This is a genomic window from Streptomyces sp. NPDC026394 (genome assembly GCF_055567735.1).
This window is the reverse complement of the sequence record NZ_JBVHPX010000005.1, coordinates 32,014-57,682: the sequence shown is the minus strand read 5'-3', so window position 1 is coordinate 57,682 and position 25,669 is coordinate 32,014. Positions and strand designations below refer to the sequence as shown.

Sequence of the window (25,669 nt, the reverse complement as noted above, 5' to 3'; positions counted from 1 at the left end):
AGACAGCGACGGCGGCGGCAGCGGCATGAGCATCGAGACGGCCCTGTGCGCGGCCCGCGTCCGGTACGGCTCCCTGGAGGCCCTGCACGGCATCGACCTGGCCGTGCCCGGCGCCCGTGTCACCGTGCTCCTGGGACGCAACGGTTCCGGCCGCACCACGGTGCTGCGCGCGCTCGCGGGCACCGTGCCGCTCGCCGCCGGGCGGGTGGTGTGGCGCGGTACGGACATCACCCGGCTGCCCGCGCACGCCCGCGCGCGCCGCGGACTGACCCTGGTGCCCGACCGCGGCGCCGTGTTCGGTTCGCTCTCCGTCGGCGAGCAACTCGAACTCGCCGCGCCGGACGGTGCCGTCGGCCCGGCTCTGGATGCCTACCCGCAGCTTCGCGCGCTGCTCGGCCGCCGCGCGGGCACTCTCTCCGGCGGTGAGCAGCGGATGCTCGCCGTGGCCCGCGCGCTGGCCGGGACCGCCCGGCTGCTCCTCCTGGACGAACCGGCCCAGGGCATGTCCCCGGCCGTCACGGCACGCACGTACGCGCTGCTCGGCGACCTCGCGGCCGCCGGGCGCACCGTCCTCGTCGCCGAGCAGACGCTGCCGCCCGCCCTGTGCCGCGCCGCCACGGTCGCGTACGTCCTGCGGCGCGGCACCGTCGCCTTCGCCGGCGAACCGGCCGAGGCCGCCCGCTTCCCCGGCCTCACCGGCCCGGCGGCACCGCCCAGTCCGTGAGCCCGGACAGCGCCCGGTCCCGCTTGCCGAGCCCGTACCGCTTGGCGCAGTACGGCCAGGCCGACCAGCCCTGCGTGCGCCGCACCCGTTCGGCGACGGCGATCTGCTCCTTACGGGTGGCGAGGTCGGCGCGCGGCGCGTAGGCCAGGCCGCCGTACTGCTTCCAGGTCGACTGCCGGAACTGCAGTCCGCCGTAGAACGCGTTGCCGGTGTTCTTGCGCCAGTCACCGCCGCTCTCGCACTCGGCGATGCAGTTCCACGGCCCCTTGCTGAGGGAGCAGCCCGCCGGGGACGGCAGGTGGTGCGCGGTGTCCCGCGCCTGCGCGCCGCCGGGCACGCACAGCAGGACCACCGCCGGGACCAGGGACAGGACGGCCGCTCGGCGGCGGCCGGTTCTCGCGAGACGCTTGGGCATCAGCGCCCGAAAAGAATGGGACATCGGGTCACGCTAAACAGGGACACGCGTACCTGCGCGCCGCCGCGCCCGGACAGCGCGACGCCCCACCCGGTCGGTGGACGGCCGGGTGGGGCGTTCGGAGTACGGGCTCCGGGGCCGGGGGCCGTGTCGCGGCCCGGGCGTGCCGCGCGGCGGCCCCGTGGCTCAGATCGAGAGCCGCTGCCCCGGGACGATCAGGTTCGGGTCGCCGCCGACGACGGCCCGGTTGGCGGCGTACAGCCGGTGCCAGCTCACGTTGTGCGCGGCGGCGATCCGGCTGAGCGTGTCGCCCTGCCGCACCGTGTAACCGCCGGCGCCGGCCCGCGCCCGGCCACGGTCGGCGTGCCCGCCGGTGCCGCGCGCCTTCTTGCCGACCTTGGCGCCCACGTCCCGGCGGACGTCCTTCTGCATCTGCCGCTTGCCGCTGCCCTGGCCGGAACGGAACGCCTTCGGTGCCTTGGGGGCGCTCCCGTACGCACCGGCACGTGCGGCGCAGGTCGGCCAGGCGCCCCAGCCCTGTGTCGCCTGGACCCGGGTTGCCACGGCGATCTGCTGGGCACGGGTGGCTCCGGCGGCCGTCGGCGCGTAGGCCGTGCCGCCGAACGCGCGCCAGGTGCTGTGGGTGAACTGCAGGCCGCCCGAGAAGCCGTTGCCGGTGTTGATGTGCCAGTTGCCGCTGCTCTCGCAGCGGGCGATGCGGTCCCACACTCCGCCGTCCGCCGCCTGCGCCGGTCCGGCGGTCGCGGCCACCAGCGCGAGCGGGGCCACCAGGGCCGCCCCGGCGAGCGCGGCGATGTCACGGCGTATGACGCCCTTCGAAAAAGGCATGGAATCCCTCTCCACGACCCCGGGAGTCCCCCTGGTGACGCGGTGCGGGCGCATCGTGCGTCCGCGGTCCGCGGCACCCCGCCCGCCGCGGGGTGGTGCCGGTCGTGCTCGGTGGTGCTGCGTGCGGTGCATCCGGTGCCACACGATCCGGCCCGTGAGCCGGGAGTCGCGTGGCGCACCGGCCGTGGTGCGGGCCGGCGGATGCGGACGGCGGGCGTCCCCGGGTGGTGCTCGGTGCACACGGCCGGAGAATGTAGGGAGGCTCACGCACGGTTATCAACCGTGGCGCCGTCCTGCCTGGCCAGTCGGTTGTTACCGGAGGTATCAGCCAAAACCGGCCACCCACTTGATTGCTTGATTTCCGCATTTGTCACCCGGACCGCCCGGCGATCTGTGACCCACCTCACCAGCCCAACTTCCGTGCCCGCAGCACGAGTTGGCAGGGAGTGAGCGGTTCCGGTCCGCAGCTCACGCTCCGCTTCGAACGGTGCGATCCGGTACCCGGCCGCGCGTGACTCCTGCCACAGATCGCCCGTTGTCCTGGTACGAGCCGGGCACCGCCCGGCAGCCCGCGCAACGATCGAGGAGCCATCCGTGCCGCGCATGCTCGACGTCAGTGACGACGTTCGCGCCGAGATCGGTGACGAAGAAGCCGACCGCCTGCTGGCCGGTGGCAACGCCCCCGGCAACTACGACTGCACCTCCTGCCGCACCCCCGGCGACAGCGAGCAGGAGCGCACCAGCACCGTCCTGTTCGTGGGCGAGGAGACCGCGGTGCTCGCCTTCGCCCACGCGTCGTGCATCCCCTCGCAGGTCGTACCGGTCTCCGAGGAACAGCTCCAGGGCGCCGTGCGCTCCATCACCGGCGAGGACGGCCGGGCCGCCGAGCCGCCCGCGGCGCCGCCGCCCGCCACCCCCTTCGCCGCCCTCCCCGGCGAGCACCGGCAGGCGACACTCGGTGTCACCTGCGGTCTGGTCCTGGTCGAGAACGACCTGCGGCCGGCGCTGGTCGTCGAGCCCGCCGGGCCCATCGCCCGCCCCGGCTCCACCGAGCCGGGCGACGCGTTCCTGCCGCTGCTCCTGGAGCACGGCTTCGCCACGGTGACGGACATGGCCCTGCTGCCCGCCCCCAACCCCGGCTGGTCGGTGCTGCTGGCCGCCGGGCAGCTGCACGCCATCCTCCAGCCGGGCGACGACGGCGGCCAGCCCAGCTCGTGGTGGCAGGCACACCAGCCGCTGCCCGTCTCGGACGGCTGGCGCGCCGCCGCCGCCAAGGCGCGGACCGTCCTGGTGTACGCGGCACCCGTCGGCGCCGTCGGCCACCAGCCGCGGGAGGACCTGATGCGCGAGGCGATGGAGAAGGCCGCGGCGGAGAGCAGGCTGGTGGCCGCCTCCATGCCGCTGGCCGGCACCTGACCCGCGCCCGTCCCCTTCCGGTTCCGGCGCCCCGGTCCCGCCCCCGCACGGGGCGGGGCCGGGGCGCCGCCGCGCGACGGCGCCGGGAGCCGGTCGTGAGCCGGTCGCGCTCCCTCCGATCAGCCGATTCTTCGCAGAGCCCGCATCCCGGGAGCATCCGGGTCGTTGGCACAGACGTGCACCCATACGACCCCTCCTCCCGCGTCCCGTATCCCTACCAGATCCCCGGTATGCGCCCGTCGCACGACGCGACCACGGCGACCATGACGGCCCCGCACGCCGCCCCCGCCTCGGCCACGCCGATCTTCGACGCGCTGTACGCCGAGTACCGCCGGTCCTTCCGGGCGCTGCCGGGGGACCGGAGCGGCGAGGAAGGGCTGAGCGCCGAGGCGATGCGCAGCATCTGGGGCCGTACGACCACCGCGACCGGCCACCTCCCGTCGTCCGGCCACTGGGAGCCGGTCTCCCGCCAGCCGTTCCACGGCCACCCGCACCACGCAGGCGGCCACCACCGGGGCCACTTCCCCCCGGCCCTGCCACCGGCCCCCCGCGAGTACCGCCCGCACGGTCACTGACCAGCCCCGCAAGCCCGTACGCCCGTACGACCCCCGCGCACGAAAACGGTGGCGGGGCGGCTCCCAGGAGCCGCCCCGCCACCGTTTCGCCGTCGCGCCGACGGCTACTTCTTCTTGCTGCGCTTCTCGCGCACCCGTACGGAGATGTGGATCGGCGTCCCCTCGAAGCCGAACTCCTCCCGCAGCCGGCGCTCGACGAAGCGGCGGTAGCCGGCCTCCAGGAAGCCGGAGGCGAAGAGCACGAAGCGCGGCGGCTTGGTGCCCGCCTGGGTGCCGAAGAGGATGCGCGGCTGCTTGCCGCCCCGGATCGGGTGCGGGTGGGAGGCGACGATCTCACCGAGGAAGGCGTTCAGGCGGCCGGTGGGGACGCGGGTCTCCCAGCCCTCCAGCGCGGTCTCGATCGCCGGGACGAGCTTGTCCATGTGGCGGCCGGTGCGCGCCGAGACGTTGACCCGCATCGCCCACGGGATCTGCACGAGGTCCCGCTCGATCTCCCGCTCCAGGTAGAAGCGGCGCTCCTCGTCCAGCTGGTCCCACTTGTTGTACGCGATGACCAGCGCGCGGCCCGCCTCCACGGCCATCGTGATGATCCGCTGGTCCTGGACGCTGATGGACTCGCTCGCGTCGATCAGGACGACCGCGACCTCGGCCTTCTCCACGGCCGCCGCGGTGCGCAGCGAGGCGTAGTAGTCGGCGCCCTCCTGGAGGTGGACCCGCTTGCGGATGCCCGCGGTGTCCACGAACTTCCAGGTCTTGCCGCCCAGCTCGATCAGCTCGTCGACCGGGTCGCGGGTGGTGCCGGCCATCTCGTTGACGACCACCCGCTCCTCGCCCGCGACCTTGTTCAGCAGCGAGGACTTGCCGACGTTCGGGCGGCCGATCAGCGCGATCCGGCGCGGCCCGCCGAGCGGGGTGCCGAAGGTCTGCTCGGGCGCCTCGGGCAGCGCGTCGAGGGCGGCGTCCAGCATGTCGCCGGTGCCGCGGCCGTGCAGCGCGGAGACCGGGTGCGGCTCGCCGAGGCCCAGCGACCACAGCATGGCGGCGTCCGCCTCGCCGGACGGGCCGTCCACCTTGTTGGCGACCAGCACGACGGGCTTGCCGGCCCGGCGCAGCAGCTTGACGACGGCCTCGTCGGTGTCGGTGGCGCCGACCTTGGCGTCCACGACGAAGACCACCGCGTCGGCGGCCTCGATCGCGAACTCGGCCTGCAGGGCCACGGAGGCGTCGATGCCGAGCACGTCCTGCTCCCAGCCGCCGGTGTCGACGACCTTGAAGCGGCGGCCGTTCCAGTCGGCCTCGTACGTGACCCGGTCGCGGGTGACGCCCGGCTTGTCCTCGACGACCGCCTCCCGGCGGCCGATCATGCGGTTCACCAGAGTCGACTTACCGACATTGGGGCGGCCGACGACGGCGAGGACGGGCAGCGGGCCGTGCCCGGCCGCGGCGATGTCGCCCTCGACCTCCTCCAGGTCGAAGCCCTCCTGGGCGGCGAGCTCCATGAACTCCGTGTACTCGGCGTCACCAAGCGCACCGTGCTCGTCGCCGGTGGGGGTCTGGTCGTTCATGAAGTCCGTTCCTCGTTCTCCGTCATCGGTGCCCGCTCGTCCACGGGCCGCCGTTCAAGTCTCGTTCAGTGCCCGGTCAGGCGCCTGGCCTGGGCAAGGTGAGCGGTCAGCCGCTCCTGTATGCGTACGGTGGCCGCGTCCAGCGCCGTACGGGTGCGCCGGCCGCTGCCGTCCCCCGCCGCGAAGGCGTCGCCGAAGACCACGTCGACCCGGCTGCGCAGCGGCGGCACCGCCTTGACCGCCCGGCTCCGGCGTTCCGCGCTGCCCAGCACCGCCACCGGCACCACGGGCGCGCCGGAGCGCACCGCGAAGTACGCCAGGCCCGCGCGCAGCGAGGCGAAGTCGCCCTCGCCCCGGGTGCCCTCGGGGAAGATCCCCAGCACGCCGTCGTTGTCCAGCACGGCCAGCGCGTCGGTGACGGCCTTGCGGTCGGTGCCGGAGCGGTCCACCTTGAGCTGGCCGATGCCGCGCAGGAACGGGTCCAGCGGGCCGACGAACGCTTCCTTCTTGATCAGGAAGTGCACCGGCCGCGGCGCGGTGCCCATCAGCATCGGGCCGTCCAGGCCGTGGGCGTGGTTGACCGCGAGGATCACCGGGCCGGCCGGCGGGACCCGCCAGGCGCCCAGCACCCGCGGCTTCCACAGGCCGTACATCAGGCCGATGCCGATCCGCCGGCCGACCGCGGCGCCGCTCGCGCTGGGCAGCCGGCCGCCGTCGGCGTCCGCCGCCCTGCCGCGCTGCCTCACCGCGCCGCCTTCGCGGCCATCGCCGCCTCGGTCAGGGTGACCACGCACTCGATGACCTGCTCCAGCGTGAGGTCGGTGGTGTCCACCTCGACCGCGTCGGCCGCCTTGGCCAGCGGCGAGGTCTTGCGGCTGGAGTCGGCCGCGTCCCGCTTGACCAGGGCCTCGCGGGTGGCCGCCAGGTCGGCGGCCTCCTTGCCGGTCAGCTCACCGCTGCGGCGGGCCGCGCGGGCCTCCGGCGACGCGGTGAGGAAGATCTTCAGGTCGGCGTCGGGCAGCACCGTGCTGCCGATGTCCCGGCCCTCGACGACGATGCCCTCCGGGGCCCCGGCGGCGATCTCGCGCTGCAACTCGGTGATCCGGGTCCGTACCTCGGGGACGGCGCTGACGGCGCTGACGGCCGAGGTGACCTCCTGGGTGCGGATCGGACCGGCGGCGTCCAGGCCGTCCACGGTGATCGTCGGGGCGGCCGGGTCGGTGCCGGAGACGATCGTGGGCTTGGCCGAGGCGTCCGCCACGGCCACGGCGTCGTGCACGTCGAGGCCGTTGCTCAGCATCCACCACGTGATCGCGCGGTACTGGGCACCGGTGTCCAGGTAGCCGAGCCCCAGCTTGGCGGCGACGGCCTTGGAGGTGCTGGACTTGCCCGTGCCTGCGGGGCCGTCGATGGCGACAATCACTGCAGCCGGGGCGGTCCGGGCGGGGGTTTCCACGGTGTCGGGCACCTTCCTCGATCACGGGGCGGGACAGGGGGCCGCTGCGCGGGGCCCCGCACAAGGTTACTGGCAAGCAGCGGCGCCCCGTGCAGCCCGTACGCCCCGGCCCGCGGGTCCGGCCCCCGCCCCGGGCACCGGACCCGGCTACTGGCGGATCGACCAGCCCCGCTCGCGCAGCTCCGCCATCAGTATCGGCGCCGCCTGCGGCTCGACCATGAGCTGGATGAAGCCCGCCTGCTGGCCGGTGGCGTGCTCGATGCGGACGTCCTCGATGTTGACCGCGGCCCGGCCGGCGTCCGAGAAGATACGGGCCAGTTCGCCGGGCTGGTCGCCGATGTGCACCGCGACGATCTCGTAGGCGGCCGGGGCGGCGCCGTGCTTGCCCGGCACCCGCTCGCGGCCCGCGTTGCCGCGTACCAGCACGTCCTCGACGCCGCGCGCGCCCTCGGCGCGCTTGTCCTCGTCGGCCGCCTGCAGAGCGCGCAGCGCCCGTACGGTGCGCTCCAGGTCGGCCGAGACCTCGCCGAGCACGTCGGCGACCGGCCCCGGGTTGGCGGCGAGGATGTCCATCCACATCCGGGGCGCGGACCCGGCGATCCGGGTCACGTCCCTGATCCCCTGGCCGCACAGCCGTACGGCGGTCTCGTCCGCGTCCTGGAGGCGGGCGGCGACCAGGCTGGAGACCAACTGGGGCGTGTGCGAGACCAGCGCCACGGCCCGGTCGTGGGCCTCCGCCTCCATGACGACCGGCACCGCACGGCACAGCGCGACCAGCTCCAGCGCCAGGTTGAGCACCTCGGTGTCGCCGCCCTCGGCGGGGGTCAGGACCCAGGGCCGCCCCTCGAAGAGGTCGGCGGTCGCGGCGAGCGGCCCGGAGCGCTCCTTGCCCGCCATCGGGTGGGTGCCGAGGTACGCCGTCAGGTCGCAGCCCATCGCCTCCAGCTCGCGGCGCGGGCCGCCCTTGACGCTGGCGACGTCGAGGTAGGCGCGGGCGGCACCGCGCCGGATCACCGCGGCCAACGTCGGCGCGACGTGGGCGGGCGGTACGGCCACCACGGCCAGGTCGACCGGGCCCGGCGGCTCCGCGGCGGTGCCGGCGCCCAGCGCGGCGGCGGTCTCGGCCTGGTCCGGGTCGTGGTCGGCCAGGTACACCTGGACGCCGCGGCCGTGCAGCGCGAGGGCGACGGACGTGCCGATCAGGCCGGTACCGACGACGAGCGCGGTTCTCACTGGGCGATGTCCTTCCGCAGGGCCCCGGCGGCACCGAGGTAGACGTGCTGCACCTCGGCCTTGCTGCGGTCGGTCTCGACGTGCGCGAGGACGCGCACCACGCGCGGCATGGCACCGGCGATGTCCAGTTCCTGCGCGCAGATCAGCGGAACGTCGGTGATGCCCAGCTGACGGGCGGCGACCGCGGGAAAGTCGCTGTGCAGGTCGGGGGTGGCGGTGAACCACACGCTGATCAGGTCGTCCGGGGCCAGATCGTTACGCTCCAGTACGGCCGTCAGCAGCGCGGACACCTGCTCGTGCAGGTGCCCGGCCTCGTCCCGCTCCAGTTGCACGGCCCCGCGTACCGCTCGTACCGCCACGTCACCGCTCCCCTGAACATCCGTGTACGGCGCCCGGCACGCATTCCGCGCCGGCCGCCGGCTGCTACCCCACAAGCCTAGCCAGCTCCGGCACCCGGACACGACGCCGACCGGTCCGCGAGACGCGGAGCGGCCGGGCACGAGACACGGACCGGCCGCACGCGGGTCGCGAACCGGCCGGACACGGGACGCGTGGCCGCGTCCGGGACACCGTCCGGGAAGGAGCGGTCACGTGCGGCTACGTCCGCCCGGCGGTCCGGTGCCGCCGGGCGACGAGGTCCTGCAACGCGGGGTCCTGCGGTATCCGGCCGTCGGGCGTCAGCCGGTCCACGGCCTGCGGCAGCGTGTGCGCGAGCTGCCGGGCCGCCTCCCGGGCGCTGACACCGTTCTCCTCGGCGATCCGCCGCAGGGTCTCGCCCGGCAGCGCCTGGGCGACCTGTTCGGGGGTGACCGGTTCGTTGGCGCCGTGTCCCACCCAGGAGTGCGCCTGCCGTCCCAGCTCCCCTTGGAGGAGCTTGCCGAGCACGGCCTGTATGCCGCCGCCATGGCCGCCGGGAACGGCGCCGCCGTGTCCGCCGGGGCCGGTGCCGCCCAGCGCTCCGAGCAGCGATCCGACGAGGTTTCCTGCCGCGCCGCCCTGACCGCCACCGGGCAGTCCGCCCGTCGGTCTCCCGAGGTCTGGTGATCCCGTCATGTCCGTGCCCTTCCGCGAATTCCGGCAGTGTCGATGAGGCCCGCGCGACGAGTGACGTCATTCCAACGTACCGACGCGCGGGGTTTCCGCCACCCGGAACCGGCTGGCGCCGCACCCCTCCCACCAGCCACAATCCCCCTCATGCCGACCTCCGCCGCAGGCCACGCCCTGGTCACCGGACACACTGTCTACGCCTGCGTCATGGGCTCGCGCGCCTTCGGACTGGCCACCGGCGCCAGCGACACCGACCGGCGCGGGGTCTACCTCGCGCCCACCCCGCTGTTCTGGCGTTTCGAGAAGCCGCCGACGCATGTGGACGGGCCGCGCGAGGAGGAGTTCTCCTGGGAGTTGGAGCGCTTCTGCGCACTGGCGCTGAGCGCCGACCCGAACGCCCTGGAGTGCCTGCACTCCCCCCTCGTCGAACACGCCGACGCCACCGGCCGCGAACTCCTCGCGCTGCGCGGCGCCTTCCTCTCCCGCCACGTGCACCGCACCTTCACCGGCTACGCGGCCGGCCAGTTCAAGAAGCTGGAGGCGGACGTACGGCAGCACGGCGCGCCCCGCTGGAAGCATGCGATGCATCTGCTGCGGCTGCTGCGTTCCGCCCGTGACCTGCTGCGTACGGGCATCCTGACGCTGGACGTCGGCGAGGCGCGCGAGGAACTGCTCGCCGTCCGGCGCGGTGAGGTGCCCTGGGCCGAGGTCGAGCGCCGGATGGCCGTCCTGACCGAGCAGGCCGCGGCGGCCGGGTCCGGTTCCCCGCTGCCGCCCGAGCCCGACCGCCGCCGCGTCGAGGACTTCCTGTACCGCGCCCGGCGGGCCTCAGCGCTGCGCTGCGCCGAGGCGGGCGCGTACGACGAGGTCGTGTAGCGCGTCGTGGCCGCCGGGGGCGTCCGGCAGCGCGGAGGCGGCCTGCGCCGCGTCCAGCCGGGCGTGCAGCGCCGCCACGTCCTCCCGCAGCCGCGCCACGTCCACCAGTTCGGCCGCCGGCCCGTGCTCCGCTTCCGCCTTGGCCTCGACCAGCTCCGGTACGTACGAGGGCGCCGCCACCAGCCCGGTCAGCGTGGGCAGATGCGCCTGCACCTCACCACTTCCCATCAGGTGAATGCCGGTCAGCAGCACCCGCAGCGTGTACAGCAGCGGCTTCAGCTCGCCGGTCTTCTCGAAGAGACGCCACTGCGTGGTCGCGAAGCCGCGGTAGTGGTGGGCGTGATGGCGGGTGAGCACGGCGGGCGCCAGCGCCGTCAGCTCCTCGTGCACCGCGCTCGTCCGCACCACCAGCGGGGAGAGCAGTTGTTCCAGTACGTAGCCGTTGCGGCGCAGCATCAGCCGCGCGAACTTGCGCAGGTCGTGCGTCACCAGATCGACCTCGACGCCGTCCCGGTCCGCCGTCCAGGACCGGGTCTCGTCCGGCTCCCGCAGGCCGACCAGCGCCGCGGTGGGCAGCAGATGCGCCCCGCGCAGGTCCACGTCGGAGTCACGGGACGGGAAGCCGTACAGATGCGCGCCGGAGACCGTCGCGAAGACCAGCGGGTCCCCCTCCCCCGCCGTCACCACGCCAAGGTCGGTCTCCGGCAGCCCGGCCGCCTCCAGCACCGTGCTACGCATCCCACGCCTCCCCGAGCGCCAGCAGCTCGTCGCGGTACTCGATCCGGCCCGCCCACTCCTCGGGCCACGCCCCGGCGCCCAGGTGGGCACCGGCGAAGGCACCTGCGAGACAGGCGACGGAGTCGGAGTCGCCGGACGAGCAGGCGGCCCGGCGGAGCGCGGCCAGTGGCTCGGCGGGGAAGAGCAGGAAGCACAACAGACCGGTGGCGAGCGCCTCTTCGGCGATCCAGCCGGCGCCGGTGGCCAGGCACGGGTCGGCCTCCGGGTCGGGCGCGCGCAGCGCGGCGTCCAGCCGGTCCAGGGCGCCGAGGCAGTCGTCCCAGCCGCGCGCGACGAAGTGCTCCGGGGTGGGATCCTGGGCGTACCGCCACAGCTCACCGAGCCAGTCGGCCCTGTACACGCCACGGCTCTCGACCGCGTACGAGCGCAGCGACCCGGTCAGCTCGTCCGGCCGGGCCCCCTCGGCGAGCAGGTGCACGGCGTACGCCGTGAGGTCGCTGGCGGCGAGCGCGGTGGGGTGCCCGTGCGTGAGCGCGGACTGGAGCTGCGCGGCGCCGGACCGCTGCTCCCGGCTCAGCCCCGGCACCAGTCCCACAGGCGCCACCCGCATGTTCGCGCCGCAGCCCTTGGAGCCGGTACGGCTGGCCTCGGCCCACGGGCGGTCGCCGTCACTGAGCAGGGAGCAGGCGGTCAGGCAGGTGTTGCCGGGCGCCCGGTTGTTGTCCGGGGAACGCCACCACTCGACGTAGTTCCGCCGGACCGGCGGGAGCAGGCCCGCAGCGTCCAGACCGCCACCCGCGGTCGCCATGGCGGTGCGCAGGCCGCGCCCGAGGGCGATCGTCATCTGCGTGTCGTCGGTGACGTACGCGGGATCGGGCAGCCCCATCCCCCGCCACGGGCCGTACGCGGCCTCGATCGCGCGGACATCCTGGAACTCGGTCGGGTACCCGAGCGCGTCACCGAGCGCCAGCCCGATGAGCGATCCGGTCGCGGCGGACGCCATGAAAAGAACCACCCCTTAATCGTCACAGTGACAATAAGGGGTGGTCCTACCGCCTGCCAAGGCACACGGCTCCAGGTGGCTAGAGCTCGACCTCACGCATCAGCATGCCGACCTCGGTGTTGGTCATCCGCCGCAGCCAGCCCGACTTCTGGTCGCCCAGCGCGATCGGCCCGAACGCCGTCCGCACCAGCTTGTCCACCGGGAAGCCCGCCTCGGCCAGCATCCGGCGCACGATGTGCTTGCGGCCCTCGTGCAGGGTCACCTCGACCAGGTAGTTCTTGCCGGTGTTCTCCACCACCCGGAAGTGGTCGGCGCGCGCGTAGCCGTCCTCCAGCTGGATGCCGTCCTTGAGCTGCTTGCCCAGGTCACGCGGGAGCGGCCCCTGGATCGCGGCCAGGTAGGTCTTCTTCACGCCGTACCGGGGGTGGGTCAGCCGGTGGGCCAGCTCGCCGTGGTTGGTGAGCAGGATGATGCCCTCGGTCTCCGTGTCCAGCCGGCCCACGTGGAACAGCCGCGTCTCGCGGTTGGTCACGTAGTCGCCCAGGCACTGGCGCCCGTCCGGGTCCTCCATGGTCGAGACGACACCGGCCGGCTTGTTCAGCGCGAAGAAGAGGTACGACTGCGTGGCGACCGTCAGGCCGTCCACCTTGACCTCGTCCTTCTCCGGGTCGACACGGACGCCCTGCTCCATGACGATCTGCCCGTTGACCTCGACCCGGGCCTGCTCGATCAGCTCCTCGCACGCCCGGCGCGAACCCATGCCCGCACGGGCCAGCACCTTCTGCAGGCGCTCGCCCTCCTGGTCACCGAACGTCTTCGGCGTCTTGATCTGCGGCTTGCTGTGGCGGGCGCGGTTGCGCTCCTCCACCTGCGCGTCGTACTCACGCGGCCGCGCCGGAGCCTGCCCCCGCCCGCGCGGCTGCCCCTTGCCACCGGGCTTGCCGCCGCTCTTCGGGCTGGTACGGGGACCACCCTTGGCGCCGCCGCGGGCGGCCGCACCGCGGCCCCTGCGCTCGTCGCCCCGGTCCGGAGCACCGCCACGGCCGCCGGAGCCGCCACGGCCGCCCTGGCCGCCGCCGCTCTGGCCGCCGGAGCCGCCCCGGCCCCCGCCGTCGCCACGGCCCGGACCGCCCTCGCCCACGTCGTAGCGGCGCTCCTCGGGACGGGGCCGGCCGGCGCGCTGCTGCTTCTCGTCCTTCTTGTTGCCCGCACCCCGGTAGTTGCCCCTACCGGTGTCCCTGTTGTTCCTGCCGCTGCTTCGCATCAATGATCCGTCTGAGAGTCGCCGCTGTCGTCTACGTCGAACGACGGAACACCTTCCCGGGAATCGCCTTCGACCGCCTCCGCCTCCGGGAGGAAGGGAGCGAGCTCCGGGAGCTCGTCCAGGCCGCGCAGGCCCATCCGCTCCAGAAAGTAGTTCGTCGTCCTGTACAGGATCGCACCTGTTTCAGGTTCCGTCCCCGTCTCCTCCACCAGACCGCGCTGGAGAAGGGTGCGCATCACACCGTCACAGTTCACCCCGCGAACGGCCGAGACCCGGGAACGGCTGACCGGCTGACGGTACGCGACCACCGCCAGAGTCTCCAAGGCGGCCTGCGTCAGCCGCGCCTGCTGGCCGTCCAGCACGAAGCTCTCCACGGCGTCCGCGTACGCCGGACGGGTGTAGAACCGCCAGCCCCCGGCCACCAGCCGCAGGTCGAAACCGCGCCCCTGCCGCGTGTAGTCCTCCGACAGCTCCCGCAACGCCAGCGCGACCTCCCGGCGGGGCCGCTCCAGCACCCTGGCCAGGTGTTCCTCGGTCGCGGGCTCGTCCACGACCATCAGCACCGCCTCCAGCGCGGGCCGCAACTCCAGCTCCGCCACACCGAGCGCCCCCGCCGGGGCGTCCTGCGCCTCCGCGTGGGCCACCTCCACGTCACTCACCCCGCGTCCTCCTCACCCTCACCCGCCGGCGCCTCCGGCCCGGGTTCCCGGTCGAACTCGTCCGTAACGACCGGCTCGGCCTCCGCCCCGCCCGTCCACCGGACCGTCAGCGCACCCAGCGCCTGCTCCTGGTCCAGTTCCACCACCCGCTCCCGGTACAGCTCCAGCAGCGCCAGGAAGCGGGCGACGACGGTGAGCGTGTCCGGCGCGTCCGCGGCCAGCTCCGGGAATCCGGCCTCCCCCACCGCGCGCAACCGGGCCACCAGCACCTCCGCCTGCTCCCTGACACTGACCAGCGGCGCGTGAATATGGTCCACATACACCTGCGGCCGCGCCTTGGGCTGCATCGCCTTCACCGCGAGCCGCGCGAAACCCTCGGTACCGATGCTGATGGCGACCTCGGGCAGCAGTTCCGCGTGGTGCGGCTCCAGGCCGACCGTACGGGGACAACGGCGCCCCTCGTCCTCCAGCCGCTCACCGAAGATGTCCGCGATGCGCTTGTACGCGCGATACTGCAGCAGCCGCGCGAACAACAGGTCACGCGCCTCCAGCAGCGCGAGGTCCGCCTCGTCCTCCACATCGGCCACCGGCAGCAGCCGCGCCGCCTTCAGATCGAGCAGCGTCGCCGCCACGACCAGGAACTCCGTGGTCTGGTCCAGGTCCCAGTCCGGCCCCATGGCCCGGATGTACGCCATGAACTCGTCCGTCACCCTGGACAGCGCGACCTCGGTGACGTCCATCTTGTGCTTGGAGATCAGCTGAAGCAGCAGATCGAAAGGCCCCTCGAAGTTCTCCAGTCGAACGGTGAACTTCCCGTCCCCGGCCGCACCGTCCTCGACGGACGGGGCATGGTCTTCGGTCGTGGGCATCGCGATCCAGGTGGGGGTTTCAGGACCACCCAAGCGTAGCCGCCCCAGAGACCACCCGAACCGCTGGGCGCGCCCAGAGCAGGGAGCCGACGGAGGCGCACGCCGTGCGAGTGGCCCGTCCCCGCGCGCAGCGCGGGAGGCGCCCCGGAGGGGCACAGCAGCGGCGCCTACACCAACGTGAGCCTCACCGCCAGGTCGGCGCGCACCAGGGCGATCGTTCTTCTTCTCCCCCCACCGGGCCGAGCTCGCGGAACCGGCCGGAGGGGGCGCGTAGGGGGCCATCCCCGCAGGCAGTCCGGAAACTGGCCCACTATCCGATGCACCTCAGCTAAAGGATGCCGTGGGGGTACCCCCGGCCGAAGGCTGGGGGAGAGTTGGCCCCCTGCGCGCCCCCGCCCCCACAACGCAACCAATGCGATCAAGCGCAGCGCGCAGCGCAAGACCCACTACCCGCCCGCCGTGTCAGCGCCCCCGCAACCGCCGAACCAGAATGCTCGCATCCCCCCGCGACTCCAGATCCGCCAGAACCACCGCCACCGCCTCGCGGACAATGCGCCCCCGATCGACCGCGAGCCCGTGCTCGCCCCGCAGGACCAGCCGTGCGTGCTCCAGGTCCATCAGCTCCTCGGCGGACACATAGACCGTGATCTTCTCGTCGTGCCGCTCCCGGCCACTGGGCCGCCGGTTCGCCCCGCGCCCCCGGCGGCGCGAGGAAGCGGTCTGCTGGCCCGCGGCCGGCTGCGCCGCCGCGGACTCCGCGTCCTGCCGACGCCGCCCCTTCGGGGCATCCGTCTCCGTGCCGCGGCCCCCGTGCTCGGCCGCCGAACCCTCCGCGCCGGAATCCGGCTCGGCCCGCCGCTGCCGCGGGGTCGTTTCCTCGCCGGACCCCGGCCCGGGCGCAGGCTCCGGCTCGCCGCCGGGAGCGGGTACCCGTGCCGTCTCCCCGCCGCCCGGCGGGACCCCATTCGTCTTGCGGGGCGCCGGGGACTGCAGCCCCGACCCCCCGGTCGTGCGGAACAATTCGTCGGCTCCGGGCAGACTCACTCGGCGTGACACCGGGCGAGCACCTCCCTGGCCAGTTGACGATAGGCGGCGGCACCGACGGAGTTGGACGCGTACGTGGTGATCGGCTCACCCGCGACGGTGGTCTCCGGGAATCGCACGGTACGGCCGATGACCGTGTGGTACACGTGGTCGTCAAAGGCTTCGACGACGCGCGCGAGGACCTCACGGCTGTGGACGGTCCGCGAGTCGTACATGGTCGCCAGGATGCCGTCGAGCTCCAGGTCGGGGTTGAGCCGTTCCTGGACCTTCTCGATCGTCTCGGTGAGCAGCGCCACACCGCGCAGCGCGAAGAACTCGCACTCCAGCGGGACGATGACCTTGTGAGCCGCCGTCAGCGCGTTGACGGTGAGCAGGCCGAGCGAGGGCTGGCAGTCGATGACGATGTAGTCGTAGTCGGCCATCAGCGGCTTCAGCGCGCGCTGGAGCGTCGACTCGCGCGCGACCTCGCTGACCAGCTGGACCTCGGCGGCTGACAAATCGATATTGCTGGGCAGCAGGTCCATGTTGGGGACCGCGGTCTTCAGCAGCACCTCGTCGGCCGACATGCCCCGCTCCATGAGCAGGTTGTAGACCGTCAGGTCCAGTTCCATCGGGTTGACTCCGAGCCCGACGGACAGCGCGCCCTGCGGGTCGAAGTCGACGAGCAGCACCCGTCGGCCGTATTCGGCGAGCGCGGCACCCAGATTGATGGTCGAGGTGGTCTTTCCCACCCCGCCTTTCTGGTTGCACATCGCGATGATTTTGGCGGGGCCGTGGTCCGTCAACGGTCCTGGAATCGGGAAGTAGGGAAGGGGGCGCCCGGTGGGGCCGACACGTTCGCGGCGCTGGCGGGCGGCGTCCGGCGCGAGCGTGGCCGCGTATTCGGGGTCCGGTTCGTACTCCGCGTCCGGGTCGTAGAAGTGCCCCTCGGGCAGGTCGTCGTAGTCGGCGAGCCGGGTGGGATCTGAGCCGCCCCGGTCGCCGGCCATGGCGTTCACGTGATGGCCGTCCATGCTCTGGTGGGCTGTCGTCGTGGGGCTCTGTTGGGTCGCGAAGGTGTGGACAGCGACGGAGCCGACAGCCTGGAGCCCCGAGGGACCCTGGCCCCGTGCAACCGCTCCTGGTCGACCACCTCCGGGAGTAAATGTCGACTCATTCACAAGTCGTCTTACCTCCTTGGATGTGACCAGGAAACTTATCGATAGGTCAGCGTGGCACTATGCCGACGGTTGGCGACTCTATGGCGTGTCGGGCGTTCGCAGCAACACAATCCGCCGGACCCGGCCCGATGTGTCGGCAATCGAACATGCCGATGTCAAGGGTGCAAGCCGCACAAGCCCGAGGTTTCGAGGGTGTGCGAATCGGTTAAAGGGTTACGTTCTCGGCGAGTTGGGGTGCGCTCGTGCCGTTCCGGGCGTGCGGCGTGTCGGCGAACGGCCGCGGCCGGGCCTTGTGGACAAGGCCCGGCCGGCACTGCGTCATTGACGCGCGCTATTGACGCCTCAGCCGAGAAGCGCCGCCAGGTCGGTGGCCTCCAGGCCGTGCGCCTCGGCGACGGGACCGTAGACGACCTTGCCGTCGTGCGTGTTCAGGCCCTTGGCCAGGGCGGCGTCGCGGCGCAGCGCCTCGACCCAGCCGTTGTTCGCCAGCGACACGATGTAGGGCAGCGTGGCGTTGGTCAGGGCGTAGGTGGAGGTGCTGGGGACGGCGCCCGGCATGTTGGCCACGCAGTAGAAGACCGAGTTGTGGACCTGGAAGGTCGGCTCGGCGTGGGTGGTGGGCCGGGAGTCCTCGAAGCAGCCGCCCTGGTCGATGGCGATGTCGACAAGGACACTTCCGGGCTTCATCTTGGCGACCAGCTCGTTGGTGACCAGCTTCGGGGCCTTGGCGCCCGGGATGAGGACCGCGCCGACGACGAGGTCGGCCTCGACGACGGCCTTCTCCAGCTCGTAGGCGTTGGAGACGATCGTCTGCACCTTGGTGCCGAAGATCCGGTCCGCCTCGCGCAGCTTGTTGATGTCCTTGTCGAGCAGGGTGACGTGGAAGCCGAGGCCCACGGCGATCTGCACGGCGTTCCAGCCGGAGACACCGCCGCCGATGACGACGGCCTTGCCCGCGGCCACGCCGGGGACGCCGCCCGGCAGCACGCCGCGGCCGCCGGCCTGGCGCATCAGGTGGTAGGCGCCGACCTGCGGGGCGATGCGGCCCGCGACCTCGGACATCGGGGCGAGCAGCGGCAACTGGCGGCCCGGGGTCTCCACCGTCTCGTAGGCGATGGCGGTGGTGCCGGACTCCAGGAGGGCGTCGGTGCACTCGCGGGAGGCGGCCAGGTGCAGGTAGGTGAAGAGGGTCTGGTCCTTGCGGAGGCGGTGGTACTCCTCCGCGATCGGCTCCTTGACCTTCAGCAGCAGGTCCGCGGCGGCCCAGACCTCGTCGGCGGTGCCGAGGATCTCGGCGCCGGCCGCGACGTACTCCTCGTTCGGGATGGCGGAGCCGAGGCCGGCGTCCTTCTCGATGACGACCTGGTGGCCGTGGCGGACCAGCTCGTGCACACCGGCGGGCGTGATCGCCACCCGGAACTCGTTGTTCTTGACCTCGCGGGGGATGCCGACCTTCACGTCGATCACGGTCCTTGTAAGAGAGCTTGCAGGAGGAAATCCATGCATGCCAGGCATGCCGGGACTGACCGCGGTGTCCGCGGCCCGGCCAGTCTATTTAAGGATTCCGAGTTGTCTAGCCTTGCAAAGCATCCGTTACTGAGAGGAACACCACCGATTTCGTAGGTCACTGTGGGTGATCTGAGAGGAGACGTTCCCCCAGCCCGCGGTGCAGCCTTGCGGCTGCCGGGTCGCCGAGCCGGTCGAGGGTGTCCGCGATCCGTAGCTGGAGCGCCGCCTCCAGCCGTCCGTCGCGGGCCTCGGCGGCCAGCGAGAGGGCCGCGGTGCAGGTCCGCAGCGACTCCTCGGGGCGGCCCGCGTACTCCTGCACCCGCGCCGCCTCGCCGAGCGCGCGCGCCTGGCCCGCGACATCGCCCAGCCTCCGGTACGCGCCGTAGGCGGCCCGCCACTCCTTGAGGGCCTCGCCCCACCGCGCCGCATAGGTCAGCACCGCGCCGATCCGGCCGTGCAGCCGGGCCCCGTCCGCGTTCTCGCCGCGGGTCATCCGCAGTTCCAGCGCCCGCCCGTACCAGTCGGCGGCCCGCTGCCAGTCCCCCAGCTCCGTGTACGTACCGCCCAGCGACTCCAGCGCGCGTACCGTCGCGATCGGGTCCCTGACCTCGCGCGCCGCGGTCAGCGCGCCCCGGTAGCGGGCCATCGCGTCCGCGGTCCGCCCGGCCTGCGCGTCCAGATCGCCGAGGTTGAGCAGCGCCGCGGCCCGCTCCCGCGCCAGACCGCGCCGTTCGGCGACCTCCAGGACCAGGCCGTGCAGCCCGTACAGGTCGGGCGCGGCGGCCTCGGCGCCCTGGTGGGCGATCAGGGTGCGCACGATCGCGGCCATCAGCCGCCGGTCCAGGGTGTCCAGCTCGCCTTCCTCGACGGCGATCCGGGCCGCCTCCAGCAGGGCGGGCCGGCGGCTGCGCAGCCAGGCGGCGGCGGAGGCGGCGGACGCGAAGCGCAGCGAGCGCGGCAGGCCGGCCACCTTCTGCCGGGCCGGCGACCCGGCGGGTTCGCCGAGCGCCCGGCACGACTGGAGGAGCCGTACGGTGCGTTCCAGCATCCGGGCCCGGGCGAGCTGGATCTCGGCGGGCCGTTCCTTCTCGTGCAGCGCGGCGCGGACGAGCTGGACCAGGCAGCCGGGCATCCGGTACTGCGCCTGGAGGCCGGCGCTCCCGGCGGCCGGGGCCCCGGGCCCGGACGGCTGCGGCTCCGCGTCCTCCACCGGCCGCAGCAGCCCCCGGGCGGCGAAGTCCTGGAGCGCCGCCTCGGCCGCGGCCACCGAGCAGCCGGCCAGGGCGGAGGCGATGTGCGCGTCCACCAGCCCGGCCGGGGCGAGGGTGAGCAGCCGCAGGGTGCGGGCGGCGACCGGCGGCAGGGTGGCGTAGACGAGCCGGAAGGCGCGGGCCATGGGGCGGCCGCCGGCCGGTTCGTCGGCCTGCTCGGGTACGTCCCGCAGCGCTTGGAGGAGCTCGGCGACGGAGTTCTTGGGGTGCCCGGCGAGCCAGCCGCCCGCCAGGACGAGCGCGGCGGGGCGGCCGCCGCACTCCTCGGCGACGGCGTCGGCGGAGCGCGGGTCGACGGTGATGCGGGTGGGGCCGGCGTACCGGCTGAGCAGTTCGACCGCGGACGCGTTGTCCAGGCCGCCGAGGGTGCAGGGACGCACGTCCGTGATGCCGGTGAGCGGGCCTTCGGAGACGGCGACGACGAGGCAGTCGGCGGCGTCCGGCAGCAGCGGTTCGACCTGCTCGGCACCGGCCGCGTCGTCCAGCAGGAGCAGGGCGCGGCGCTCGGCGAGGGCGGCACGCAGCGCCTCGGTCAGTTCGTCCTCGGCGGCGCCGGGCTGGACCGGGGCGCCGAGTGCGGTGAGCAGGTCGCGGGCGACGAGGTCGAGGGGTACGGGGCCGCCGCCCGGGGTGCTCAGGGTGGCGCGCAGGACACCGTCGGGGTAGTCGTCGGCGAGTTGCCGGGCCAGTTCGGCGGCGAGGGCGCTGCGGCCGGAGCCGGGGCGTCCGGCGATCAGCAGGACGCGGCTGCGGGCGCCCCGGCGGCCGGAGAGGGTGTCCAGGCCCGTACGGGCGATGTCGGCACGGAGGGACTTCAGTTCGCGGCGGCGGCCGATGAACCCGCCGGCCGCGGTGGCGGCGGACGGGACGGTCCGGCGGGCGGGGGGCCTGCGGCTGCCCGGTCCGGCCGCGGCGGTGCCCCCGGCCGGATTCCGGCCGGGGGCGGCGCGGTCGGTGGCGGTCTCCACGGCCGTGCCGTCCGGGTCCGGTCCCGGCCGCTGCCGTGCCGCCGTCGCGGGCCCGCCCGCCTTCCCCGGCGGGGCACCTCCCCCGCCCACCGCCTGATCCGCCACGGGTCACGCTCCCGTCCACCTGCGCTTACGAGCCCGCCGCGGTCGCGTACGGGCACGCCGTCGAGCGTAGTTCACGACCCGTCACACGCCCGGTGGAGCGCGACGGTTGCGTCACTCGTCCGGATCAGCACATCATCGGACCGCGGGTGTGTACGGAGCCGGCGCGGCGGCGCTCAGGCTTCGAACGGGCGGGCCGGCCACGGCGCGTCGGCCGGGCGCAGCGCGTCCAGTCCGTCCCCCGCGCGGGCGGCGGCCAGCGCGAGCACGCCGACCACCAGGCAGTTGTTGTGCAGTTCGCCGGCGAGCGCGCCGCGTACCAGGTCGGCGACGGGCACCCGCGCCAGCTCCATGTCGGCCTCCTCCTCGGAGACTTCGAAGCGCTCGCCCTCGGCCTCGGACAGATCGCGGGCCAGGAAGATCCGTACGGCTTCGTCGCAGCCGCCGGGGGTGGTGTAGACGTCCGTCAGCACCCGCCAGTCCTCGGCCTTGACGTGGGCCTCCTCGTACAGCTCGCGCTGGACGGCGTGCAGCGGGTTCTCGCCTGGGACGTCCAGCAGTCCGGCCGGGATCTCCCAGAGCTTGTGCCGCACGGGGTGGCGGTACTGGCGCAGGACCAGCACCCGGTCCTCCTCGTCGAGCGCGACGACGGCCACCGAGCCGGGGTGCACCTGGTAGTCGCGGGTGGCCGTGGAGCCGTCCGGCATGACGACCTCGTCCGTACGCATGCTGGTCTTCTTGCCGGTGAACGGCGTCGCGGTGGCGGTGACCCGCCACGCTTCCGGGCTGTCCTGGATGGCCATGTACGTCCTTCCGCAAAGCAGTCGACCGGGGCACCCGGCCGGGAAAGGCCAGGTACCCCGGTCAACCGTACCCAACGGCGGCCGGTCCCCCGCGCGCGCTGCGAGGGGGACCGGCCGCCCGCGGATCAGCCCTTGGCGCCCTTCTTGGCACCGGCGGCGGCGCCGGTCTTGCGCTCGACGGCCGCCTTCACCAGGCCCGCGAAGAGCGGGTGCGGGCGGGTCGGGCGGGAGCGCAGCTCCGGGTGCGCCTGGGTGGCGACCAGGTAGGGGTGCACCTCGCGCGGGTACTCGACGTACTCGACCAGCTTGTTGTCCGGGGAGGTGCCGGAGAACAGCAGGCCGGCCTTCTTCTCCAGCTCGCCGCGGTAGGCGTTGTTGACCTCGTAGCGGTGGCGGTGGCGCTCCTCGACGTACGGCTGGTCGTCGTAGACCTCGCGCACGATCGAGCCCTCGGCCAGCTTCGCCGGGTACATGCCCAGCCGCATGGTGCCGCCCATGTCGCCCTCGCCGGCGACGATGTCCATCTGCTCGGCCATGGTCGAGATGACCGGGTCGGCGGCGGCCGGGTCGAACTCGGTGGAGTTCGCGCCCTCGATGCCGGCCAGGTTGCGGGCCGCCTCGATGACCACGCACTGCAGGCCCAGGCAGAGGCCGAGCAGCGGGAGCTTGTTCTCCCGGGCGTACGTGATGGCGCCGACCTTGCCGTCCACGCCACGGTCGCCGAAGCCGCCGGGGACGCAGACCGCGTCGCAGTCGGCGAGCTGCTGCTTGGCCCCGGCCGGGGTCTTGCAGTCGTCGGAGGTGACCCACTTGATCTTGACGCGGGCCTTGTTGGCGAAGCCGCCGGCGCGCAGCGCCTCGGTGACCGACAGGTAGGCGTCGGGCAGGTCGATGTACTTGCCGACCAGCGCGACCTTCACCTCGTGGTCCGGGTTGTGCACCCGGTCCAGCAGGTCGGCCCAGACGGTCCAGTCCACGTCGCGGAACGGCAGGTCCAGCTTGCGCACGACGTACGCGTCCAGGCCCTCGGCGTGCACGACCTTGGGGATGTCGTAGATGGACGGGGCGTCCGGGCAGGCGATGACGGCGGCCTCGTCCACGTCGCACATCAGCGAGATCTTGCGCTTGATGGCGGTGGGCACCTCGCGGTCGGCGCGCAGCACGATGGCGTCCGGCTGGATGCCGATGTTGCGCAGCGCCGCGACCGAGTGCTGGGTCGGCTTGGTCTTCAGCTCGCCGGAGGGGCCGATGTAGGGCAGCAGCGAGATGTGCACGACGAAGACGTTGTCGCGGCCGACCTCGTGGCGGACCTGGCGGACGGTCTCCAGGAACGGCAGCGACTCGATGTCGCCGACCGTGCCGCCGACCTCGGTGATGACGACGTCGACGTCCTCGTGGGCCAGCCGGCGGATGCGGTGCTTGATCTCGTTGGTGATGTGCGGGATGACCTGCACGGTGTCGCCCAGGTACTCGCCGCGCCGCTCCTTGGCGATCACGGTGTTGTAGACCTGGCCGGTGGTGACGTTCGCGGAGCCGTCGAGGTCGACGTCCAGGAAGCGCTCGTAGTGGCCGATGTCCAGGTCGGTCTCGGCGCCGTCGTTGGTGACGAAGACCTCACCGTGCTGGAACGGGTTCATGGTGCCGGGGTCGACGTTCAGGTACGGGTCGAGCTTCTGCATCGTGACCCGCAGGCCCCGCGCCTTGAGCAGCGCGCCCAGGCTGGAGGCGGTGAGGCCCTTGCCGAGCGAGGAGGCGACGCCCCCGGTGACGAAGAGGTGCTTGGTCGTCGTGCCTGTGTTGTTCCGAAAGGCACTGGGCGGCATGGCCAAGAGGGGGCTCCCGTGGTCGCGTGGTGAAGAGGTGCGAATCAGCCACGCCCTGCGGTTTTCAGGGGTGCCTTCGCTGCGGTCGGGGGTGCCTTGTGACTTGCGCCGGGCCCACCGGTCCACGGGGTACCAGGCTATCAGCGACCGGGCATGGTCGCGCCCGGCCACGCTCGCGGCGCACACGTACGGCCGTCTCCCGCGGGGCGTGCGGCGCCGCACGTGACCCAGGCCACCCGTTCGGCGCAGTGCTGTCTCACCGCAGCGGCGAGCGGATCACTGCCGTGCGTCGTATCCTGCTCGGACACTCGCCACGGGCCGTCCGGCAAGGCACCACCCCCGCCCGATTTCCGGACTCGCTGCTCGGCGGAGTTTCATGGGCAGGACGGACAAGATCACACGTCCCATGGGGGGCGTCACTCCAGTTCGACGGGAGATGCACGTGGCCGGGCGCATCGAGGACTACGCACTCATCGGCGATATGCAGACCGCCGGTCTTGTGTGCCGGGACGGCACGGTGGATTGGCTGTGCCTGCCCCGCTTCGACTCACCCGCGGTCTTCGCAGGACTGCTGGGCACGGAAGAGAACGGTTTCTGGCGGCTGGGGCCCGCGCACAGCCCCGAAGGCGGGCCGCTGCCCGCCGACCGACGCCGCTACCGGGGCGACTCGCTCGTCCTGGAGTCCGAGTGGGACACCCCGCGCGGCACCGTGCGCGTCATCGACTTCATGCCGCCGCGCGAGGGCGCGGCACCGCAGCTCATCCGGATCGTGGAGGGGGTCAGCGGGCGGGTGCCGATGCGTTCGGCGCTGCGCATGCGGTTCTCCTACGGCTGGGTGGTGCCGTGGGTCCACAAGATCGACGAGCGTACGGTCGCCGTCGCCGGGCCCGACTCGGTGTGGCTCGACACGGACGCCGAGACCTACGGCAAGGACCTGACGACCTACGCGGACTTCACGGTCGGCCCGGGCGAGCGGATCGCCTTCACGATCAGTTGGCAGCCCTCGCACAGCCGCCCGCCGGGCGTGCCGGAGCCGGAGGCGGCGCTGGAGGCGACCGAGGACTTCTGGCGCGAGTGGGTCGACCACTGCACGTACCACGGCCCGTACCGGGACGCGGTGGTCCGTTCGCTGATCACGCTGAAGGCGCTCACGTACGCGCCGACCGGCGGCATCGTCGCGGCGCCCACCACCTCGCTGCCCGAGGACATCGGCGGCTCCCGCAACTGGGACTACCGCTTCACCTGGCTCCGCGACGCGGCGATCACCCTGTCCTCGCTGCTGCGCACCGGCTACCGCGAGGAGGCCCGCGCCTGGCGCGAGTGGCTGCTGCGCGCGGTGGCCGGCGACCCCGAGAACCTCCAGATCATGTACGGGATCGCGGGCGAGCGGGAGCTGGGCGAGAACGAGCTGACCTGGCTGACCGGCTACGAGAACTCGCAGCCGGTCCGGGTCGGCAACGGCGCCGCCGGTCAGCTCCAGCTCGACGTGTACGGCGAGGTCACCGAGGCGCTGCACCTGGCGCACAACACCGGCCTGGCCCGCAACGACTACGCCTCGCTGCTCCAGCTCAAGCTGATCCAGTGGGTGGAGAAGCACTGGGACGAGCCGGACGAGGGCATCTGGGAGGTGCGCGGTCCGCGCCGCCACTTCGTGCACTCCAAGGTGATGACCTGGGTCGCGGTGGACCGCACGATCAAGCTGATCGAGTCCGGTGACGTGGACGGCCCGCTGGACCGCTGGCGGCAGCTGCGCGAGACGATCCACCGGGAGGTGTGCGCCAAGGGCTACGACCCGGAGCGCAACACCTTCACCCAGTCCTACGGCTCCAAGGAGCTGGACGCCTCGCTGCTGCTGATCCCGCAGATGGGCTTCCTGCCGCCCGACGACAAGCGGGTGATCGGCACCATCGAGGCCATCCAGCGGGAGCTGGGCACCGAGGACGGCTTCATCCTGCGCTACCCGACCTCGGGCGACGACGCGGGCGTGGACGGCCTGGAGGGCGACGAGGGCGCGTTCCTGGCGTGCTCGTTCTGGCTGGCCGACGACCTGGCGATGATCGGGCGGGTCGAGGAGGCGCGGATCCTGTTCGAGAAGCTGCTCGCGCTCCGCAACGACCTGGGCCTGCTGGCCGAGGAGTGGGACTCCAAGCTCCAGCGGCAGGTGGGCAACTTCCCGCAGGCGTTCAGCCACGTCCCGCTGATCGACACGGCGCTGCGGCTGACGGCCAGCGGCGCGTACGGCGGCTGACGGAGGACACGGACGGCCGAGGGGCCACGGCAGCGGTGCCGTGGCCCCTCGT

At 73.1% G+C, this 25,669-nt stretch carries 24 protein-coding genes; 5 read left to right on the top strand and 19 right to left on the bottom strand.

Annotation, left to right across the window (positions count from 1 at the left end; translation table 11 throughout):
- Nucleotides 1-25 precede the first annotated feature (25 nt).
- A complete protein-coding gene (locus ACZ4QV_RS13980; protein WP_467762928.1) occupies nt 26-724 on the top strand; it encodes an ATP-binding cassette domain-containing protein in 699 nt (232 codons plus the stop codon).
- Here ACZ4QV_RS13980 and ACZ4QV_RS13975 read toward each other — a convergent pair.
- Together ACZ4QV_RS13975 and ACZ4QV_RS13970 are read right to left on the bottom strand one after the other, a co-directional pair.
- Nucleotides 693-1,163 carry a transglycosylase family protein gene (locus ACZ4QV_RS13975; RefSeq protein ID WP_361154468.1) on the bottom strand — a complete coding sequence of 157 codons (471 nt, stop codon included), beginning with the start codon at nt 1,161-1,163 and terminating at the stop codon, nt 693-695. The two genes, ACZ4QV_RS13980 and ACZ4QV_RS13975, sit on opposite strands and share 32 nt — an antisense overlap.
- A gap of 162 nt (nt 1,164-1,325) precedes the next feature.
- Nucleotides 1,326-1,988 carry a LysM peptidoglycan-binding domain-containing protein gene (locus ACZ4QV_RS13970; protein WP_361588172.1) on the bottom strand — a complete coding sequence of 221 codons (663 nt, stop codon included), beginning with the start codon at nt 1,986-1,988 and terminating at the stop codon, nt 1,326-1,328.
- 603 nt (nt 1,989-2,591) lie between these two features.
- Here ACZ4QV_RS13970 and ACZ4QV_RS13965 point away from each other — a divergent pair.
- Both ACZ4QV_RS13965 and ACZ4QV_RS13960 read left to right on the top strand, forming a co-directional pair.
- Complete coding sequence (locus ACZ4QV_RS13965; RefSeq protein ID WP_361154604.1) at nt 2,592-3,404, top strand: SH3 domain-containing protein; 813 nt, start codon at nt 2,592-2,594, stop codon at nt 3,402-3,404.
- Nucleotides 3,405-3,667: 263 nt separating this feature from the next.
- The gene (locus ACZ4QV_RS13960; protein WP_361154474.1) at nt 3,668-3,979 is read left to right on the top strand and encodes a hypothetical protein; all 312 of its coding nucleotides are present in this window, start codon (nt 3,668-3,670) and stop codon (nt 3,977-3,979) included.
- A gap of 104 nt (nt 3,980-4,083) precedes the next feature.
- On the opposite strand, the gene der is transcribed toward ACZ4QV_RS13960, so the two are convergent.
- The 6 genes from der to ACZ4QV_RS13930 all read right to left on the bottom strand — a co-directional run bounded on the left by der (nt 4,084) and on the right by ACZ4QV_RS13930 (nt 9,286).
- The gene (der, locus tag ACZ4QV_RS13955; protein ID WP_361154476.1) at nt 4,084-5,544 is read right to left on the bottom strand and encodes a ribosome biogenesis GTPase Der; all 1,461 of its coding nucleotides are present in this window, start codon (nt 5,542-5,544) and stop codon (nt 4,084-4,086) included.
- 65 nt (nt 5,545-5,609) lie between these two features.
- Nucleotides 5,610-6,338 (bottom strand): lysophospholipid acyltransferase family protein, encoded by a 729-nt coding sequence (locus ACZ4QV_RS13950; protein ID WP_467762927.1) that lies wholly within the window; start codon nt 6,336-6,338, stop codon nt 5,610-5,612.
- Nucleotides 6,287-7,000, bottom strand: coding sequence for a (d)CMP kinase (gene cmk, locus ACZ4QV_RS13945; RefSeq protein WP_361154479.1), 714 nt, complete (start codon nt 6,998-7,000; stop codon nt 6,287-6,289). Before cmk ends, ACZ4QV_RS13950 begins: the two co-directional genes overlap by 52 nt.
- Before the next feature lie 147 nt (nt 7,001-7,147).
- Nucleotides 7,148-8,233 carry a prephenate dehydrogenase gene (locus ACZ4QV_RS13940; RefSeq protein WP_361154481.1) on the bottom strand — a complete coding sequence of 362 codons (1,086 nt, stop codon included), beginning with the start codon at nt 8,231-8,233 and terminating at the stop codon, nt 7,148-7,150.
- Nucleotides 8,230-8,592 carry a chorismate mutase gene (gene aroH, locus ACZ4QV_RS13935; protein WP_361154483.1) on the bottom strand — a complete coding sequence of 121 codons (363 nt, stop codon included), beginning with the start codon at nt 8,590-8,592 and terminating at the stop codon, nt 8,230-8,232. The genes ACZ4QV_RS13940 and aroH overlap by 4 nt, the downstream gene beginning before the upstream one ends.
- Nucleotides 8,593-8,830: 238 nt before the next feature.
- A complete protein-coding gene (locus tag ACZ4QV_RS13930) occupies nt 8,831-9,286 on the bottom strand; it encodes a YidB family protein (RefSeq protein ID WP_361588167.1) in 456 nt (151 codons plus the stop codon).
- A 141-nt stretch (nt 9,287-9,427) separates the two neighbouring features.
- On the opposite strand from ACZ4QV_RS13930, the gene ACZ4QV_RS13925 reads away from it, so the two are divergent.
- On the top strand, nt 9,428-10,156 hold the full coding sequence (locus ACZ4QV_RS13925) for a nucleotidyltransferase domain-containing protein (RefSeq protein WP_361638206.1): 729 nt from the start codon (nt 9,428-9,430) through the stop codon (nt 10,154-10,156).
- On the opposite strand, the gene ACZ4QV_RS13920 is transcribed toward ACZ4QV_RS13925, so the two are convergent.
- The 11 genes from ACZ4QV_RS13920 to ACZ4QV_RS13870 all read right to left on the bottom strand — a co-directional run bounded on the left by ACZ4QV_RS13920 (nt 10,109) and on the right by ACZ4QV_RS13870 (nt 23,369).
- Nucleotides 10,109-10,894 (bottom strand): nucleotidyltransferase domain-containing protein, encoded by a 786-nt coding sequence (locus tag ACZ4QV_RS13920; protein ID WP_361154491.1) that lies wholly within the window; start codon nt 10,892-10,894, stop codon nt 10,109-10,111. The genes ACZ4QV_RS13925 and ACZ4QV_RS13920 overlap by 48 nt on opposite strands.
- The gene (locus tag ACZ4QV_RS13915; protein WP_361638208.1) at nt 10,887-11,897 is read right to left on the bottom strand and encodes an ADP-ribosylglycohydrolase family protein; all 1,011 of its coding nucleotides are present in this window, start codon (nt 11,895-11,897) and stop codon (nt 10,887-10,889) included. Before ACZ4QV_RS13915 ends, ACZ4QV_RS13920 begins: the two co-directional genes overlap by 8 nt.
- 79 nt (nt 11,898-11,976) lie before the next feature.
- Complete coding sequence (locus tag ACZ4QV_RS13910; protein ID WP_361154494.1) at nt 11,977-13,161, bottom strand: pseudouridine synthase; 1,185 nt, start codon at nt 13,159-13,161, stop codon at nt 11,977-11,979.
- Nucleotides 13,161-13,820 carry an SMC-Scp complex subunit ScpB gene (gene scpB, locus ACZ4QV_RS13905; RefSeq protein ID WP_361154496.1) on the bottom strand — a complete coding sequence of 220 codons (660 nt, stop codon included), beginning with the start codon at nt 13,818-13,820 and terminating at the stop codon, nt 13,161-13,163. The genes ACZ4QV_RS13910 and scpB overlap by 1 nt, the downstream gene beginning before the upstream one ends.
- On the bottom strand, nt 13,817-14,971 hold the full coding sequence (locus tag ACZ4QV_RS13900) for a segregation and condensation protein A (RefSeq protein ID WP_467762926.1): 1,155 nt from the start codon (nt 14,969-14,971) through the stop codon (nt 13,817-13,819). Before ACZ4QV_RS13900 ends, scpB begins: the two co-directional genes overlap by 4 nt.
- 180 nt (nt 14,972-15,151) lie before the next feature.
- Nucleotides 15,152-15,733 (bottom strand): hypothetical protein, encoded by a 582-nt coding sequence (locus ACZ4QV_RS13895; protein ID WP_361638212.1) that lies wholly within the window; start codon nt 15,731-15,733, stop codon nt 15,152-15,154.
- Complete coding sequence (locus ACZ4QV_RS13890) at nt 15,730-16,746, bottom strand: ParA family protein (protein ID WP_030019435.1); 1,017 nt, start codon at nt 16,744-16,746, stop codon at nt 15,730-15,732. Before ACZ4QV_RS13890 ends, ACZ4QV_RS13895 begins: the two co-directional genes overlap by 4 nt.
- A gap of 489 nt (nt 16,747-17,235) precedes the next feature.
- Nucleotides 17,236-18,360, bottom strand: a complete 1,125-nt coding sequence (ald, locus tag ACZ4QV_RS13885; RefSeq protein WP_361154502.1) for an alanine dehydrogenase — start codon at nt 18,358-18,360, stop codon at nt 17,236-17,238.
- 157 nt (nt 18,361-18,517) lie between these two features.
- On the bottom strand, nt 18,518-20,746 hold the full coding sequence (locus ACZ4QV_RS13880; protein ID WP_361638214.1) for a tetratricopeptide repeat protein: 2,229 nt from the start codon (nt 20,744-20,746) through the stop codon (nt 18,518-18,520).
- Nucleotides 20,747-20,919: 173 nt separating this feature from the next.
- Nucleotides 20,920-21,546: an NUDIX hydrolase gene (locus tag ACZ4QV_RS13875; protein WP_361154508.1), complete on the bottom strand. Its 627-nt coding sequence runs from the start codon at nt 21,544-21,546 to the stop codon at nt 20,920-20,922.
- 125 nt (nt 21,547-21,671) lie between these two features.
- Nucleotides 21,672-23,369, bottom strand: a complete 1,698-nt coding sequence (locus tag ACZ4QV_RS13870) for a CTP synthase (RefSeq protein ID WP_361154613.1) — start codon at nt 23,367-23,369, stop codon at nt 21,672-21,674.
- Nucleotides 23,370-23,805: 436 nt separating this feature from the next.
- Here ACZ4QV_RS13870 and ACZ4QV_RS13865 point away from each other — a divergent pair, with 436 nt between their 5' ends.
- The gene (locus ACZ4QV_RS13865; protein ID WP_361154511.1) at nt 23,806-25,617 is read left to right on the top strand and encodes a glycoside hydrolase family 15 protein; all 1,812 of its coding nucleotides are present in this window, start codon (nt 23,806-23,808) and stop codon (nt 25,615-25,617) included.
- The last annotated feature ends 52 nt before the right edge of the window (nt 25,618-25,669 follow it).

Coding starts and splice junctions, on each gene's coding strand:
- ACZ4QV_RS13915 (WP_361638208.1), bottom strand. CDS start 11,897: ATGGCGTCCGCCGCGACCGGATCGCTCATCGGGCTGGCGCTCGGTGAC.
- ACZ4QV_RS13925 (WP_361638206.1), top strand. CDS start 9,428: ATGCCGACCTCCGCCGCAGGCCACGCCCTGGTCACCGGACACACTGTC.
- ACZ4QV_RS13920 (WP_361154491.1), bottom strand. CDS start 10,894: ATGCGTAGCACGGTGCTGGAGGCGGCCGGGCTGCCGGAGACCGACCTT.
- ACZ4QV_RS13875 (WP_361154508.1), bottom strand. CDS start 21,546: ATGGCCATCCAGGACAGCCCGGAAGCGTGGCGGGTCACCGCCACCGCG.
- ACZ4QV_RS13960 (WP_361154474.1), top strand. CDS start 3,668: ATGACGGCCCCGCACGCCGCCCCCGCCTCGGCCACGCCGATCTTCGAC.
- ACZ4QV_RS13870 (WP_361154613.1), bottom strand. CDS start 23,369: ATGCCGCCCAGTGCCTTTCGGAACAACACAGGCACGACGACCAAGCAC.
- ACZ4QV_RS13910 (WP_361154494.1), bottom strand. CDS start 13,161: ATGCGAAGCAGCGGCAGGAACAACAGGGACACCGGTAGGGGCAACTAC.
- ACZ4QV_RS13865 (WP_361154511.1), top strand. CDS start 23,806: ATGCACGTGGCCGGGCGCATCGAGGACTACGCACTCATCGGCGATATG.
- ACZ4QV_RS13890 (WP_030019435.1), bottom strand. CDS start 16,746: ATGGACGGCCATCACGTGAACGCCATGGCCGGCGACCGGGGCGGCTCA.
- ACZ4QV_RS13980 (WP_467762928.1), top strand. CDS start 26: ATGAGCATCGAGACGGCCCTGTGCGCGGCCCGCGTCCGGTACGGCTCC.
- ACZ4QV_RS13965 (WP_361154604.1), top strand. CDS start 2,592: ATGCTCGACGTCAGTGACGACGTTCGCGCCGAGATCGGTGACGAAGAA.
- ACZ4QV_RS13930 (WP_361588167.1), bottom strand. CDS start 9,286: ATGACGGGATCACCAGACCTCGGGAGACCGACGGGCGGACTGCCCGGT.
- ACZ4QV_RS13900 (WP_467762926.1), bottom strand. CDS start 14,971: ATGGCCCCCTACGCGCCCCCTCCGGCCGGTTCCGCGAGCTCGGCCCGG.
- ACZ4QV_RS13975 (WP_361154468.1), bottom strand. CDS start 1,163: ATGTCCCATTCTTTTCGGGCGCTGATGCCCAAGCGTCTCGCGAGAACC.
- ACZ4QV_RS13970 (WP_361588172.1), bottom strand. CDS start 1,988: ATGCCTTTTTCGAAGGGCGTCATACGCCGTGACATCGCCGCGCTCGCC.
- der (WP_361154476.1), bottom strand. CDS start 5,544: ATGAACGACCAGACCCCCACCGGCGACGAGCACGGTGCGCTTGGTGAC.